Raw genomic sequence first — 14,156 nt, 5'->3', positions numbered from 1 at the left:
GGCGCGCTCAGGCGCCGGCGACCTCGTCGGAGCCGAGGGCGGCGTCGGTCAGGGTCGTGCCCGCACCGATGCGAGCCCGCCGACCGACGACGCTGCGGGTGACCCGCGCGCCGGCACCGACCTGACCACCCTCGAGGACGATTGCCGCGTCGAGCCGCGCTCCGTCGCCGACGACCGCCCCCGGGTGCACGACCGAGCCGCCGAGGAGTGCGGCCGTGGGGGAGACCTCCGCGCCGTCGAGGACGAGCGCCTCGCCGAGCGGTGTCGGGGCGGCTCCGGGCCAGGGGTCGAGCAGCAGGTCGCGGGTCGCGGTGACGAGCGCTGCCGGTGTCCCGACGTCGAGGAAGTAGGCGTCCTCCCGGTGCGCGACGAGCGCGCCCTGCGCTGCCAGGGCGGGGAAGGCGTCGCGCTCGACCGAGGCCGACCCCGAGTCGGGCAGGTGGGTCAGCAGCGAGGGGCGCACGACATAGGTGCCGGCGTTGACCGTGAGCGACGGTGGGGTGGGTGACTTCTCGACGAAGGCCGTGACGATCCCGTCGGGACCGACGACGACGCTGCCGTAGGGACGTGCGTCCTCGACGTCCCGCACGTGGACCGAGGCGACGACGTGCGAAGGGGAGTCCACCAGCCCCTCGACCTGGGCAGCGATGTCGTGGCCGCTCAGCAGGTCACCGTTGAGCACGACGACCGTGTCGGCGTCGGGCAACCGGCGCAGGGCCTCCCGCAGACCGCCACCCGTGCCGAGCGGGGTCTCCTCCACGACCATCGTGAGGTCCACCCCCTTCGCCCGGCAGCGCTCGACGAGCGGGAGGAAGTCCTCGTGGCGGTAGCCCGTGGACAGCACGACCCGGCGGATGCCTGCCCGCTCGAGGGCGCTCAGCTGGTGCTCGACGAGGGTCCACGGGCCGACGGGCAGCAGAGGTTTGGGGCAGTCGGCCGTCAGCGGGTGCATCCGACTGCCCACGCCACCGGCGAGGACGACCGCGGCGACGCCGGTCAGGACGGGTCCTCGCCGCGGGCGATCGCCTGCACCTGCGGGGCCAGCCAGCGCCAGAAGATCGGACCGGACTCGCTCGTGAAGTGGATCGAGTCCTCGTAGAGCGGGACGCCGTTGACCGTGTCGTGCATCTTGTCGCCGGCGCAGAGCAGGGAGTACTGGTCGATGACCGGGACGTCGTGCTTGTCTGCCCAGGCGGTCACGGTGCGGTTCACGATCTTGACGTAGCGGATGTCGTTGACCCGCTCCAGCTCTTCGTTGTTGAAGGTGGGCATCGAGTGGCAGGCGAGGTTGACGATGGCGAACTTCCCCTTGCCGGACGCAGACAGTGCCGCGTCCAGGTTGTCCTCGATGAGCGCATCCCACGTCGGGGTGCCGACGACGACCCTCTTGTTGTCGACCATTCGATCGGTGACCAGGGTGTGGGCGACGAAGTAGAGGACGACGTCTGCGTCCTGCTCGGCTCCGGGCTCCTGCCAGGTCGCCCGCCACTCGTCGCATCCCGGGGCCTGGGGCTGGCGTTGCCCATTGATGATCTTCTGCGCGGGGAGGGGGTCGCAACCGATGTGGGTCTGGTCGATCAGTCGGAGGTCCGGCTGATCGGACGACCGGGCAGTGGTGATGAGGCTCTCCGGCACAGAGTTGCCGATGAGTGCGACCTCTGTGATGCGGGGGGCGGGCCGGTACTGGGGCTTGTCGACTGCGACATCGCCCGAGGCCTGCAGCGTCGGTGAGACGGCCCGTGACGCGGCCGGGAGGGCGAGGGCGCCGACGACGAGCAGCGGTGCGCTGGCCCAGCACACGATCCGGCTCACCCGGGGGACGCGGGGGATGAGTGCGGCCACCCCCTTGCGGCGCACCGGCCGCTCGACGAAGCGGTAGGACAACCAGGACAGCAGGACCGTGAGCAGGACCTGGATGGCGACAATCGCCGCCGTCGGCAGGGGCAGCACCTGGTCGTTGAGGAAGACGACGATCGGCCAGTGCCACAGGTAGAGGCCGTAGGAGATCATGCCGATCCGGCGCAGCGGCTCGAGCGCGAGCACGCGTTGGGTGATGGAGCCGACGGGGCTCGTGGCGGCGACGAGGACGACGGTGATGAGCAGCGAGAGCGGGACGGCCAGCCCCTCGAGGATCACGCTCTGCGCGCGGTCGGCCCACCAGAAGGTGGACACCACGACGAGCAAGGCCGGCATCGCCAGACGGCGGCACCACATGTCGACGGTCCGCACGAGGTCGCGTGGGACGGCGCCCGGCCCGCCGCTGATGAAGGCCGCGACAGCCGCACCGACGAGCAGCTGGTGGACCCGGGTGTCGGTCCCGTAGTAGACCCGGCTCGGCTCGAGCCCCGGGTGGTGCAGGACCGCCATGAGCAGGGCCGAGGCGGCCGCGAGGCCGGCGAGCACCCAGGCGAGCGTGGCGCGGCGCCGGAGCATGGCCAGCAGGACGACGAGCAGCAGCGGGTAGACGATGTAGAACTGCTCCTCGACCGCCAGTGACCAGGCGTGCCGCAGCGGCGAAGGGGAGGCCACCTGCCCGAAGTAGGCCTCGTCACCGAAGACGAAGCGCCAGTTGGCGACGTAGAAGATCGTGGCCAGCACGTCGCCGGCCACGCTGCCCCGACGCCCCGGGAGGGTGAGGAAGGCGGCCGCGACGAGGACCGCGGTGAGGACGAGGAAGAGCGCGGGCAGCAGGCGTCGTGCGCGGGCCAGCCAGAAGTCGACGAGGTCGATGCGACCGCGGTTGCCGCGGTACTGCGCGAGGAGCAGCGAGGTGATGAGGAAGCCGGAGATGACGAAGAAGATGTCGACCCCGAACCAGCCGCCCGGAGCCGACCGCGGGTAGACGTGATAGGCGATGACGGACACCACCGCCAGGGCCCGCAGACCGTCGATGGCGGGGCGGTAGGGCAGGGAGGCGTGCTGCGTTGCTCTGGACATGTCCTGCTTCCGAAGGGGGCGGCCCATTATGACCCAACTCGTGGGTAATATGACGGCCATGACCGACCACACCGAGGCGACCTCGCCCACGCGGCAGTTCGCGCCCCTGGCCATCATCCTCGGCATCCCGCTGATCTTCGCGGCGATCTTCTTCTACACCAGTCCGGTGACCCTCGTGACCGGTGGTGACCAGGGCATCTTCAAGTGTGGTTCGCCCAGCTCGCCCAACACCGACGCCGACAACGTCTGCGCCCAGCCGGAGAAGGCTGCCCGCAACAAGGCGATCTACTCGGGCCTCTCCGGCGTGGCCCTCGTGGGCCTGGGTGCGGGGTGGCTCCTTCGTGGTCAGCGTCGGGACGACGAGGACGAGTGGGACGACGAGCGTCCGCGCCGCCGCCGTGGTGACGACATCGACCTGCGTTCCGACGACGGGGACCGTCGTCGGGGTGAGGGCGAGCTGCGCGGTGCCCGCCGGGAGCGTCGGGAGCCCGACGAGGACCGGGACACCACCGACACGCGTGCCGAGCGCGACCTCGATCTCGACGAGACCCGCTCCTCGCGACGCGAGGACGTGCGCCGCAGCCGGCGTGACGACGATCTCGACCTGGACTCGCGCAGCCGGCGCCGGGACGACGACTGGTCCTCGGACGGCTGGCGCTGATGCGGGTCGAGGACTTCCTCACCGAGGTCGAGCGCTCCTTCGACGGTGACCCGCAGACCAGCGACCCCGTCGACCCGGTCTTCGCGCACATCGCCGAGACGGTCAACGGCTACACCGCCGTCAACGAGCTGGCGGTGCTCAACGCCGCGGCCCGGGCGCTGCCCGAGGACGAGTGCTACCTCGAGGTCGGCAGCTACAAGGGCCGCTCGATGTCCGCCGCCGTGCAGGGCATCTCCGGCAAGACCTTCTACGTGGTGGAGAACTACCTCGAGTTCGGCATGCAGGGGCAGGAGGCCCGCGAGGAGCTCGACCGCAACCTCGCGACGCACGCCCGCGACGTCGACGTGCGCCTGCTCGAGGGCAACTGCTTCTCCCTGCTGCACCGCCCCGGGGTGATCGACCGTCCGGTCGGCGTCTACTTCTACGACGGCGAGCACACCGGCCTGTCGCACTACCTGGCCCTCGGCATCATCGAGCCCTGGCTCGCGGACGAGGCGGTCGTCCTCGTCGACGATGCGACCTACCCGATGGTGACCGACGCCCACGACGCCTTCGTCGCGGCGCACCCGCAGTGGCGCATCGAACGCCGCTGGGATGCTGCGTCCAACAACGACCCGCGCTGGGCCAACGGCCTGCACGCACTGAGCTTTCGCCGCGACGAGGCCACCGCCCGCGGTGCGCAGGAGCCGTGGGACGTGCGTTGGCGTCGGCTGGCCTACCTCGCGTCGCTCGGGCCGGGGCAGAAGGCCGCGTGGAAGGCGATCCACCGCTTCCCCGAGCTCATCCCGCTCGCCAAGAAGCTCTACCCGTCGAAGAAGGCCAGCTCCATCGACTGACGGCGCTCACTCCCGGGTCAGGCCGAGCGCCTCGCTCGTCTCGGCCGACCCGGGGCCCGGCGTCACCTCGTCGCCCGGCACGCGCAGCAGCCCGACGAGGGCGACGACCGCTGCCGTGCCGCCGACGGCCGTCAGCACCTGGGCGGGGGAGTCGTGCAGCCACAGCAGCACGAGGGCGCTCTGCACGCCCGCGGCCACCCACACGACGAGGGTCATGACGTGGTCGTCGCGGCTCATCCCGGCGAAGAGCCAGACCTGGATGACCGCCCACAACGTCCCGATGAGGGCGAACCACACGAGCAGCGGCTCCGCGTCGACGAAGGCGTTGCCTCCGGTGATCGCGACGAGCGGCCCCGGCAGGACGGCGCAGCCAAGTGCCACGACGAGGCCGATGGCGAGCACTCCTGCGGCGGAGCGGTGCAGGGTGGCCCGCACGTGCCCCCCTTCGTCCGCCCCCGCCACCGACGGCACGACGGCGAGCGCGACGAACTGGGTGCCCCAGAAGACGACCTTGCCGAAGAGCGCGGCCAGCGCGTAGGCGCCGCTGTCGTGGTCGCCGAGGACGGAGCGGGCCAGGACGACGTCGAGGCTGGACAGGGCCATGAGGCCGGCGAGGGCGATGTTGCTGCGGACGAGGTCGGCGAGGAGCACGAGCGGGCGCGGTGCGGCCCGGCCGGTCGTCAGGTCGGCACGGGTGAGGACCAGGGCCACGACGAGGGTCACGAGCGACGCGGTGAAGATCGACGCGAAGACCTCGACCACCGTGAAGTCGAGCCCGGTGGCGGCGAGGGCGGCGACCACCCGGGTCCCGGCGGTGACGAGGTAGACCGTCGAGAGCCGCCCGTAGGACTCGCGTCCGAGGAGCACTCCCTGCAGCGCGCCGGTGACGGTCATCGGGGGCAGCATGAGCGCCATCCACACGACCGACCACGCGCTGTCGAGCCGCAGCCCGTCGCGGATGAGGGGCGAGACGGCGATCGTGGCGGCAGCGAGGGTGCAGCCGACGGCCAGCGCCGGGAGGAGTCCGGTCACCTGCGAGCCGATCTCACGGTCGGTCGTGGTCTGGCGTCGGGCGACGACGACCTGGAAGGCACCAGCCGGCATCGCGAGCAGCACGCCGTAGGTGTTGAGCGCGGAGAAGCCACCGAAGTCGGCCGGCCCGAGCGTCGAGGAGACGAGCGCCACGAAGACGTAGCTCATGACATTGGCCAGCCCCATGGCCACCCCGAGCGTCAGCCCGGCGAAGGGCAGGACACGTCGAGCACGCGTGGGCATGGTGCTCCTGACGGTCGTGGACGAAGGGGTCGGATGTGACCGCCACGATGTTACGCCCCGGTAGCGCGTGGGTGTCCGTCGGTTAGGATCGGCCGGGTCCGGCGTGCTGCAGGTGCGTCATCCTGACGACGACGAGAGGAGGCGTCCCGGTGCGCAGCCGGTTCCGGTTCCCTCGTGCCCGCTCGACCCGCAGGCGCCCCTCGCGAAGCCCGCGATCGGCCTCCTGGCTGGCCCGCTTCGGCACCTCACGCGCCGTCGCGCTGCTGCTCCTCGTGCTCCTCGGCGTCGTCGTCTTCGCCAACAGCTGGGGCGTCTTCCAGACCGACATCAAGCCCGAGGTCTACCTCGCGCCGGGGGAGATGCTGCCGCGCTACCTGTCCGCGTGGACCTCCTCGCCCTACCTGGGCTCGCCCAACTTCAACGTCGGCCTCGTCCCGGTGCTCGTCGTCACCGCGCTGCTGCGCGCGATCGGCCTCGACGCCGAGATGGCCTTCAAGGTCTACCACCTGATCCTCTGGGCGCTGGCCGCCTGGGGTGCCAACCGGCTGCTGCGCACCCTCGTGCCCCGCGCCGGAGTCTGGGCCGGTCTCGTCGCCGGTGCCGCGTACATCGCCAACCCCTACGCGGTGGCCGCCGGTGGCACCCTGGCGATCGCCCTGCCGATGGCGCTGCTGCCCTGGCTGCTCGTCGCCGTCACCCGGTCCCTGCGCGAGCCCTCGGGCTGGGCCTGGCCGGCAGCGGTCGGGCTGGTCTTCTTCGGCATGAGCGGGATGAACGTCGGCGTCGTGCCCGTCTTCCAGCTGCTGCTCATCGTGCCGCTCATCTTCTTCGTGCGGGCCGAGCGCGGCCTGACGATGCGCGAGATCGTCACCGCCCTGGCCAAGTGCGCGCTCTTCGTCGTCGTCGTCTCGCTCTACTGGCTCATCCCGGGCGCTGCCGCGAGCGGCACCGGTGGGCAGATCGCCGAGAGCTCCGAGTCCCTCGACGGCATCGCCCGGACGAGCTCCTTCGTCGAGGTGCTGCGCGGCCTCGGGCTCTGGTCCTACTACGGCTCTTCCGACGCCGGGCCCTGGCTGCCCCAGTACGCCGTCTACTTCACGAGCGGCGTCATCATCCTGCTGACGATGCTGTGGCCGGCTGCCGCCATGCTCTCGCTGCGGGTGGTGCCGGCCAGGCTCGCCCGGCTGGCGGCCGCCGGGGCGGGCATCGCCGCCGTGATCATGGTCGGCCTGTACCCCGGGGGCAACGGCGGGTCGCCCTTCTCCTGGCTGCTGCGTCTGGTGCTGGAGCACGTCGGCCCGCTCGTCGCCTTCCGCACGACCAACAAGATCGGCGCGGGGCTCGCCCTCGCCTTCGCCCTCGTCATCGGCTGGGCGCTGGTGCACGCCCTGCCGCGGCTGCTGCGCGGCCGCATCGCCGCACCCGTCGTCGGCGCTGCGGGCGCCGCCGTGGTCGTCGCCCTCGTCGCCCCGGCCGTCACCGGCAACCTCTACGTCTCGCCCCTCGACGTCCCTGACTACTGGCGGCAGGCTGCCAAGGAGGTCGACAAGGGGGACCCGGACAAGCGCGTGCTCCTCCTGCCGGGCCAGACGCGATCGAGCTACCGGTGGAGCCTCGAGCGACCGGACGACCTGCCCAACTCGCTCTTCACGCGAGACGCGGTGATCCCCGAGACGCTGCCCAACACCTCGGCCAGTGGCGGCAACTTCCTCGCCGCCCTCGACGACACGTTGCAGTCCGGAGTCTCCGGCAGCCGTGACGTCTCTCCCTTCGCCCGCTACCTGGGGGCCGACCAGGTCCTGCTGCGGCACGACGTCGAGTGGGAGGGCGACGGCGGCGCCCGCCCGGCCGAGACCGCGCGTGCGCTCGCCGGTGACCCCGGGCTGCGTGGCCTCGGCAACTACGGCGAGCCGGGGCACAACATGTTCACCCGCTCGGTGCCGCCGCAGTCGCAGGAGGAGGCGGTGCTCTCGCCGCTGCAGCTCTACGGCGTGCGTGACTCGCGCGCCGCCGTGCGGGCGACCCCCGCGAGCGGAACCCTCGTCGTCGCGGGCGACGGTTGGTCGGTCCCGGCGATGGACCGGGCCGGCCTGCTCGAGGAGTCGCCGGCGATCCGCTACGCGCAGGACGTCACCCCCGACCAGCTGCGACGGCTCATCGCCGCTGACTCCCGCATGGTCCTCACCGACACCAACCAGCGCCGCTCGGCGATCACCAACCGGCTGCGCTCCGGCCAGGGTGCCGTGCTCGCGGCCGACGAGGACCCCGGCGTCACCCGGGCCCTCGGCAATGCCGACGACCAGAGCACCCTCGTGCGCGAGGGGGTGCGGGTCAAGGCCTCCTCGACCGGTGGTGCCTTCTTCGACCTGCCCCACGGGGTCGCCGAGAATGCCATCGACGGAGACCCGTCGACCTCGTGGCTCTTCGGTGACTTCCGACGCGCACCCGGCACGACCCTGACGCTGAAGCTCCCGCGGGCACGCACCCTGGACACGATGACCGTCGACACGACCGCGCTCGGCGACGTGCGCATCGCCGACCTCGACGTGCGCGCCGGCGACACCCGCACGACGGCGAAGGTCGACGAGGACGGCGTGGCGAAGGTCGACCTCGAGGGTGCCCACACCGACACGATCACGCTGACCGTCGGCGACCTGCGCGGCGAGGGGTTTAGCCTCGTCGGTGTCTCGGAGATCGACCTCGGCGACCCGGACCTCGTCGCCACGCGCACGACCCGGCTGCCGAGCACCCTGACCGACCTCTACGGCGAGCTGTCGTCGACGGAACGCTCGACCTTCGCGCAGACGCCCCTCGACGTCTTCCTCACCCGGGTCACCAACACCGACGACACGGCCGACGACGCCGAGCAGGGGCTGCGCCGCGACTTCACGCTGCCCGACGACCGCACCTTCGCCACGAGCGGACGGGTGCGGGTCGAGGGCAACCGCGAGGAGCTCGCCGACGAGCTCTCGGGTCTGGACACGACCTATCGCGCGCGCTCGAGCTACACCTACTTCGACTCCCTGGCCAACCGCGCCTCCCAGGCCGCCGACGACTCGGACCGGACCGCGTGGGTGCCGGGCGGCGAGATGACCGAGTCGTGGTGGCAGATGACCGGCCCTCGCCGGGAGATCCCGCAGGTCACGGTCACCCAGGAGCGCGGGCCCGGAGACGAGGGCGACACCGCCTGGGCGACGCGGGCCACCGTGCTCGTCGACGGCGAAGAGGTCGCCGAGGGAGAGCTCGGCCGCGGCACCTCGACGATCGAGCTGCCCGCCGGCACGAGCGGGCGCACCGTGCGGCTGCGCATCGACGAGTCCGACGACTCCGACGGCGAGCGGCCGCCGCGCTTCACGACGATCGACACCGGGGCCACGATCGACCGGGGCCCGCAGTCGCGGCCCTGCACGACCGTCGCCACGCTCGACGGCGAGCCCGTGCGGATGCGACCCGAGGACCCCGAGCTCATCAACGGCCCCTCCGGCCCGGCGACCAGCTGGGTCGGCTGCGGGAACCTCGACGTCCCCTGGGGGGAGCACCGGGTGCGGCCCGTCGACGGCGTGCAGGTCGACGGCCTCTCGCTCGAGGACCGCCAGCGCGATGCGGCCGAGGCGGTCCCAGCCCCCGTCGTCGAGGTGCACCGCAGCGCGGTGTCGTCGTCGATGACCGTCGACGTCGGCCCGTCTACCGGGCCCTACTTCCTGTCCATCGGCCAGGGGCAGGACCCTCGGTGGAAGGCCACCCTCGCCGACGGCACCGACCTCGGCGCCCCCGTGGTCGTCGACGGCTACGCCGCCGGGTGGTACGTCGACAGCCGCGAGGCACAGCAGATCACCGTGCGCTACGGCCCGCAGACCCGCGCCGACATCGGTCTCGTCCTGTCCGGTCTCGGGCTGCTCGCCGCCCTCGTCATCTTCTTCCTCCCGCTCGCCCGTCGCCGCATCGGCGAGGTCCGCGCCGGCCGTGAGGACGAGTGGGAGACGCCCGCGGCGCAGGTCGACAGCGACGCGCGGCCGGCGGACGCCCCGCAGGCCACCCGGACCGCCACCACCGACCCCGACGACGAGTGGGCGGACGAGCTCGACCTCGTCGTCGCCCCGACCCGGACGGCCACGGCTGCCCTGCCCCCTTCGTCCACCGCCGTCGACGAAGGGGAGGCCCCGGCACCTCGCGCGGGCCTGCCCTTCCGCGGGCTGGGCACGGCCCTTGCGGAACGCACCGGTCGTCGTCGCCTCGGCCTCGAAGCCTCCGTCGTGCTCGTCGCGGGCGTCTTCGCCGGGCTCGGCGGCGCCCTCGCCGCGGTGCTCGCCCTCGTGCTCGTGCGCCGGTGGGGCCCTCGCCCCGGGCGGCTCATCGCGCTGGGGGCCGGCCTGCTCGTGCTCGCCGCCCTGGCCTTCGTCGCCCAGCTGGCCTGGGTCGACGGCACGCTCGGGTCGGTGAGCGCCGACTCGGTGCGCTCGGCCCTCGTCCCGCACCACATCGCCGGCGCCGGCCTCGTGCTCGCCATCATCGGCACCTATCTGCGCCCTGACCCACCGGAGGAGATCGACCCGTGACCGACCGTCAGCCGGAGGAGACGACGGAGTCCGTCACCGTCGTCGTCCCGACCCGCAACAACATCCGCACGATCGAGGCCTGCCTGCGCTCGGTCGTCGAGCAGAGCCACCCCGACGTCGAGCTCATCGTCGTCGACAACCACAGCACCGACGGCACCCCGCAGGTCGCCGAGCGCCTCGCCGACCGGGTGATCACGGCCGGGCCGGAGCGCTCCGCGCAGCGCAACACCGGCATCGAGGCGGCGCGCGGCGAGTGGGTCCTCTGGCTCGACAGCGACATGATCCTGCCGCCCCGGACCATCGCGCTGGCCCTCGAGACCGCCCGGGCGACCGGCGCGACGGGCATCGCCCTGCCCGAGCGCACCATCGGCGAGGGCTTCTGGACCGCCTGCCGGGCCCTGGAGCGCGAGTGCTATCTCGACGACCCGTGGCTGCACAACCCCCGCCTCGTCCGGCGCGAGTACCTCCTCGGCGAGGGCGCCTTCCATACCGACATGTCCGGTCCCGAGGACGCCGACCTGCGGATGAAGATGCGCGCGACCGGCGCGGGCATCGAGCTGGCCCCGATCATCGTCGACCACGACGAGGGGCGCCTCACCGTCCGCGACGTCATGGGCAAGCGCTACTACTACGGGCGCAGCATCCCCGCCTTCGCGCAGGAGCACGAGGGCGCCGTCGGTGCCCAGGGCAAGGCCGTGCTGCGCTCCTACGTGCGCAACCACCGTCGCCTGCTGCAGGACCCGGTGCACGCCGCCGGCATGGTCGCCCTGCGCGCGATGGAGGCCGGGGGCTATGCCCTCGGCGCCCGTCGCGGTCGACGCGACCGGCGGGACCGGGCGGCGTCGTGAGCGAGGCCCTGCGCCGCATGCTCTGGGTCTCGCTGCCCGACCAGCGAGCCCGGCGCGAGCTCTACTGGATGTCGCGGATGCCCGGCACCCGCGTGCGGGCCATGGCCCAGCAGGAGCCCGTGGGTGACATCGACTGGATCCCGAGCACCTACCGCCGGCCGATCAAGCGCTTCATCGAGGCCGGGGCCCTCGCCTGGGTGCGCGGCCTCGACGAGCAGCCGGCCGGCGAGTACGACTGGGTGACCTCCCTCGAGCTGTGCTCCCTCGTCACCGGACAGGCGTCCCGCTGGCGCCGGCGGGCTCGCCGCGGGGGAGCGGCCCGTCCGCTCCAGGCGGTCATCACGTGGGAGAACCTGCCCGACCAGCCGCTCTACAAGGTGCCGCCCTACCGTCAGGCGCTCAACTCCTGCCGGGACGCCGACCTCCTGCTGTGCATGGTCGACGCAGCACGCGACCACCTGCTGGCCAACGACTTCGACGACGAGCTGATCCGGGTCGTCAAGCCCGGGGTCGACACCGAGCTCTTCCACCCCGCGGACCGGCCGGTCGAGGACCCCGTCGTCGTCTTCGCCTCGCCGCTCGCGGACAACAAGGGCATCGACCGCCTCCTCGACGCCATGTCGATCGTGCGCCGCGAGATCCCCGAGGCCCGGCTCAAGGTCGCCGGCCGCGGCCACCTCGAGCCGCTCGTGCGCGAGGCGGCGGCACGCCCCGGCTCCGGCGTCGAGCTCGTCGGGTCGCTCGACACGGCCGGCGTCGCCGACCTCATGCGCTCGGCCGCGGTCTTCGCCACCGCACCCCGCCCGACGTGGAAGTGGACCGAGCAGCTGGGCCTGGCCTACCTGGAGGCCCAGGCCTGCGGGCTGCCCGTCGTGACGACCCGGTGCGGGACCAACGACGAGGCGGTGCAGGCGCTCAACGCGCTCGTCGACGACGACGTCGAGGCCCTTGCCGATGCGCTCGCGGGATTCCTGCGTGACCCCGCCCACCGGGCCGAGGTCGGCACGGCCAACCGGGAGCACGTCCTGACCCACCACGACCTGGCGACCCAGTGCGTCGCGATGGGCGAGGCCTTCGCCGAGATCGAGGCGCTGCACTCACGGTGAGCGATCGACGAGGGCTCGCGCGCCCCGGCGTCGTCGGGGCGCTCACCGGTGCCCTCGCGGGGCTCGTCGTCCTCGGGCCGGCCCTCGCGCCCGGCTACACGCTCCACTACGACCTCGTCTTCGTCCCCGACCTGCCGCTGTCGCCGCGCACCCTCGGCACCGATGGCAGCGTGCCGCGGGCGGTGCCCAACGACCTCGTCGTCGCCCTGCTCGGCCTCGTGCTCCCGGGGTGGCTCGTGCAGAAGGTGCTGCTCCTGCTCGCCTTCGTCGTCGGCGGGGCCGGCGCCGGGCGGCTGGCGCGCACCGTCCCCGGGGCCGTCGCGGCGGCACTGCTGTGGTCGTGGAACCCCTGGCTCGGCGAGCGCCTGGGCATCGGTCACTGGGGGTACGTCCTTGGCGCCGCGCTCCTGCCGTGGGTGCTTGCGGCCGCGAGCCGGCGGCGCGGCGACCTCCGCAGCCAGGCCGGTCTCGTCCTCGCCCTCACCCTCGCCTCGCTCGGTGGCTCGACCCCCGGCGTGCTGGCCACCCTGCTCGCCGTCACCGTCGTCGCGGTCGGGGGTGGCCCCCTTCGCCTCGTCGTGCGCGACCTCTCTGTCGTCGTCGTGACGGCGCTGCTCGCCAATGCCGCGTGGTGGTGGCCCTTCCTGCGGGCTTCGTCGCGGGCCGCCGACCCCGGTGGGGCGAGCGCCTTCGCGGCCGGCGCCGACACGCCCCTCGGTGTCCTCGGCTCGCTTCTCCTCGGCGGTGGGCTGTGGAACGACCGGACGTGGTTCGTCGAGCGCACGACCTGGCCGGTCGCCGTCGTGGCGCTGCTCGCCGTCGTCCTCGTGCTCGTCGTCGCGGGGCGCAGCCCGGGCTGGTGGCGTGACCCACGTACCCGGGGTGCGAGCCTCGCCGGGCTCGTCGGTCTCGCCGTCGCGGCGCTGGCGGCGCTGCCCGGCGGCCGCACGCTCCTCGAGTGGGTCGTCACCACCGTTCCCGGCGGGGGACTGCTGCGTGACGGGCAGAAGTTCGCGGTGCTGTGGGTGCTGCTGCTCACCCTCGCGTCCGCCGTCGTCGTCGACCGACTCCGGGAGCGTGGCCTGCCCGGTGTCGTCACCGTGGTGGCCGTGCTGTGGCCGGTCGCCACCCTGCCCTCGCTCGCGTGGGGGCACTCCGGTGCCTGGGGCAGCGTCGACTACCCCGACGACGTGCTCACGGTGAGCCGGGAGCTGAGCGAGAGCGGCGACCCCGTGGCCGTCTTCCCGTGGTCGACCTATCGCCGGTATGCCTGGGACGACGACCGCGTCGTGCTCGACCCGTGGAACCGGCTCCTGCCGCAGGAGGTCGTCGCGGACGACCGGCTGCCGCTGCGGGATCGCGTCGTCGCGGGGGAGGACCCCGCCGCGAGCGCCGTGGCCTCCGCCCTGGCCGAAGGGAGGGACGTCACCGCCGTCCTGCGCCGCCACGGCGTGCGGTGGGTCGTCGTCGCCACCGACCAGCCGGTACCGGAGGGCAGCCTCCCCGACCTCGCGGGCACCCCGTCGCGCACCGTCGGCGACCTCGAGGTCCACGACCTCGGGCCGGTGACGACCTCGCGGGCGCCGGCCGACCCCGCCCGGTGGCTCGGCCTGGCCGGCACCGCGGCCGCCGTCATCGGTTCGCTGGCGCTCGCCCTGGTCGCTCTCCGACATGAGACCCGCGCGACACCGTGACGACTCGCCTCAAGTGACCGCCCGGTATAGAGTGGCCTGCGAACTACACACCGCCAACGGAGGACTTCGAAGTGAACACCGGCTCCAAGAAGGTCGCCTACAACGTCGGCGGCACCGTGCTCGGCGCACTCCTCGCGGCCCTGGCCATCTTCGGCATCGTCCAGGTGCAGAACGGTCAGTCGATGCCGCAGGAGAACCAGCAGGTCATCAACTACAACAGCTGAGGCACCCCGCCCCACGACG

At 72.8% G+C, this 14,156-nt stretch carries 10 protein-coding genes; 7 read left to right on the top strand and 3 right to left on the bottom strand.

The window, feature by feature from the left end; translation table 11 throughout:
- Positions 1 to 7: 7 nt before the first annotated feature.
- Positions 8 to 1,000 carry a sugar phosphate nucleotidyltransferase gene (locus tag NMQ01_RS08635; protein ID WP_255186347.1) on the bottom strand — a complete coding sequence of 331 codons (993 nt, stop codon included), beginning with the start codon at positions 998 to 1,000 and terminating at the stop codon, positions 8 to 10.
- Positions 997 to 2,937, bottom strand: coding sequence for an acyltransferase family protein (locus NMQ01_RS08630; protein ID WP_255183541.1), 1,941 nt, complete (start codon positions 2,935 to 2,937; stop codon positions 997 to 999). Before NMQ01_RS08630 ends, NMQ01_RS08635 begins: the two co-directional genes overlap by 4 nt.
- A 58-nt stretch (positions 2,938 to 2,995) precedes the next feature.
- On the opposite strand from NMQ01_RS08630, the gene NMQ01_RS08625 reads away from it, so the two are divergent.
- Positions 2,996 to 3,598, top strand: a complete 603-nt coding sequence (locus NMQ01_RS08625; protein ID WP_255183540.1) for a hypothetical protein — start codon at positions 2,996 to 2,998, stop codon at positions 3,596 to 3,598.
- The gene (locus NMQ01_RS08620; protein ID WP_255183539.1) at positions 3,598 to 4,434 is read left to right on the top strand and encodes a class I SAM-dependent methyltransferase; all 837 of its coding nucleotides are present in this window, start codon (positions 3,598 to 3,600) and stop codon (positions 4,432 to 4,434) included. The genes NMQ01_RS08625 and NMQ01_RS08620 overlap by 1 nt, the downstream gene beginning before the upstream one ends.
- Before the next feature lie 6 nt (positions 4,435 to 4,440).
- Here the strand turns inward: NMQ01_RS08620 and NMQ01_RS08615 are convergent, their stop codons facing one another.
- Positions 4,441 to 5,709, bottom strand: a complete 1,269-nt coding sequence (locus NMQ01_RS08615) for a lipopolysaccharide biosynthesis protein (RefSeq protein ID WP_255183538.1) — start codon at positions 5,707 to 5,709, stop codon at positions 4,441 to 4,443.
- Positions 5,710 to 5,858: 149 nt separating this feature from the next.
- Between NMQ01_RS08615 and NMQ01_RS08610 the strand changes: the two genes are divergently transcribed.
- The 5 genes from NMQ01_RS08610 to NMQ01_RS08590 all read left to right on the top strand — a co-directional run bounded on the left by NMQ01_RS08610 (position 5,859) and on the right by NMQ01_RS08590 (position 14,137).
- The gene (locus NMQ01_RS08610; protein WP_255183537.1) at positions 5,859 to 10,265 is read left to right on the top strand and encodes an alpha-(1->3)-arabinofuranosyltransferase family protein; all 4,407 of its coding nucleotides are present in this window, start codon (positions 5,859 to 5,861) and stop codon (positions 10,263 to 10,265) included.
- Positions 10,262 to 11,113 (top strand): glycosyltransferase family A protein, encoded by an 852-nt coding sequence (locus NMQ01_RS08605; RefSeq protein WP_255183536.1) that lies wholly within the window; start codon positions 10,262 to 10,264, stop codon positions 11,111 to 11,113. The genes NMQ01_RS08610 and NMQ01_RS08605 overlap by 4 nt, the downstream gene beginning before the upstream one ends.
- The gene (locus NMQ01_RS08600; RefSeq protein WP_255183535.1) at positions 11,110 to 12,219 is read left to right on the top strand and encodes a glycosyltransferase family 4 protein; all 1,110 of its coding nucleotides are present in this window, start codon (positions 11,110 to 11,112) and stop codon (positions 12,217 to 12,219) included. Before NMQ01_RS08605 ends, NMQ01_RS08600 begins: the two co-directional genes overlap by 4 nt.
- Positions 12,216 to 13,913, top strand: a complete 1,698-nt coding sequence (locus NMQ01_RS08595) for a hypothetical protein (protein WP_255183534.1) — start codon at positions 12,216 to 12,218, stop codon at positions 13,911 to 13,913. Before NMQ01_RS08600 ends, NMQ01_RS08595 begins: the two co-directional genes overlap by 4 nt.
- 71 nt (positions 13,914 to 13,984) lie before the next feature.
- Positions 13,985 to 14,137 (top strand): hypothetical protein, encoded by a 153-nt coding sequence (locus NMQ01_RS08590; protein ID WP_255183533.1) that lies wholly within the window; start codon positions 13,985 to 13,987, stop codon positions 14,135 to 14,137.
- Positions 14,138 to 14,156 lie beyond the last annotated feature (19 nt).

The sequence above is a fragment of the Janibacter sp. CX7 genome (genome assembly GCF_024362365.1).
Classification (GTDB): domain Bacteria; phylum Actinomycetota; class Actinomycetes; order Actinomycetales; family Dermatophilaceae; genus Janibacter.
The sequence above is the reverse complement of the archived record's forward strand: the minus strand, read 5'-3'. Positions and strand labels throughout refer to the sequence as shown.

Excerpts from the sequence above, each read along its gene's own strand:
- NMQ01_RS08630 (WP_255183541.1), bottom strand. The coding sequence starts at position 2,937 with ATGTCCAGAGCAACGCAGCACGCCTCCCTGCCCTACCGCCCCGCCATC.
- NMQ01_RS08625 (WP_255183540.1), top strand. The coding sequence starts at position 2,996 with ATGACCGACCACACCGAGGCGACCTCGCCCACGCGGCAGTTCGCGCCC.
- NMQ01_RS08620 (WP_255183539.1), top strand. The coding sequence starts at position 3,598 with ATGCGGGTCGAGGACTTCCTCACCGAGGTCGAGCGCTCCTTCGACGGT.
- NMQ01_RS08615 (WP_255183538.1), bottom strand. The coding sequence starts at position 5,709 with ATGCCCACGCGTGCTCGACGTGTCCTGCCCTTCGCCGGGCTGACGCTC.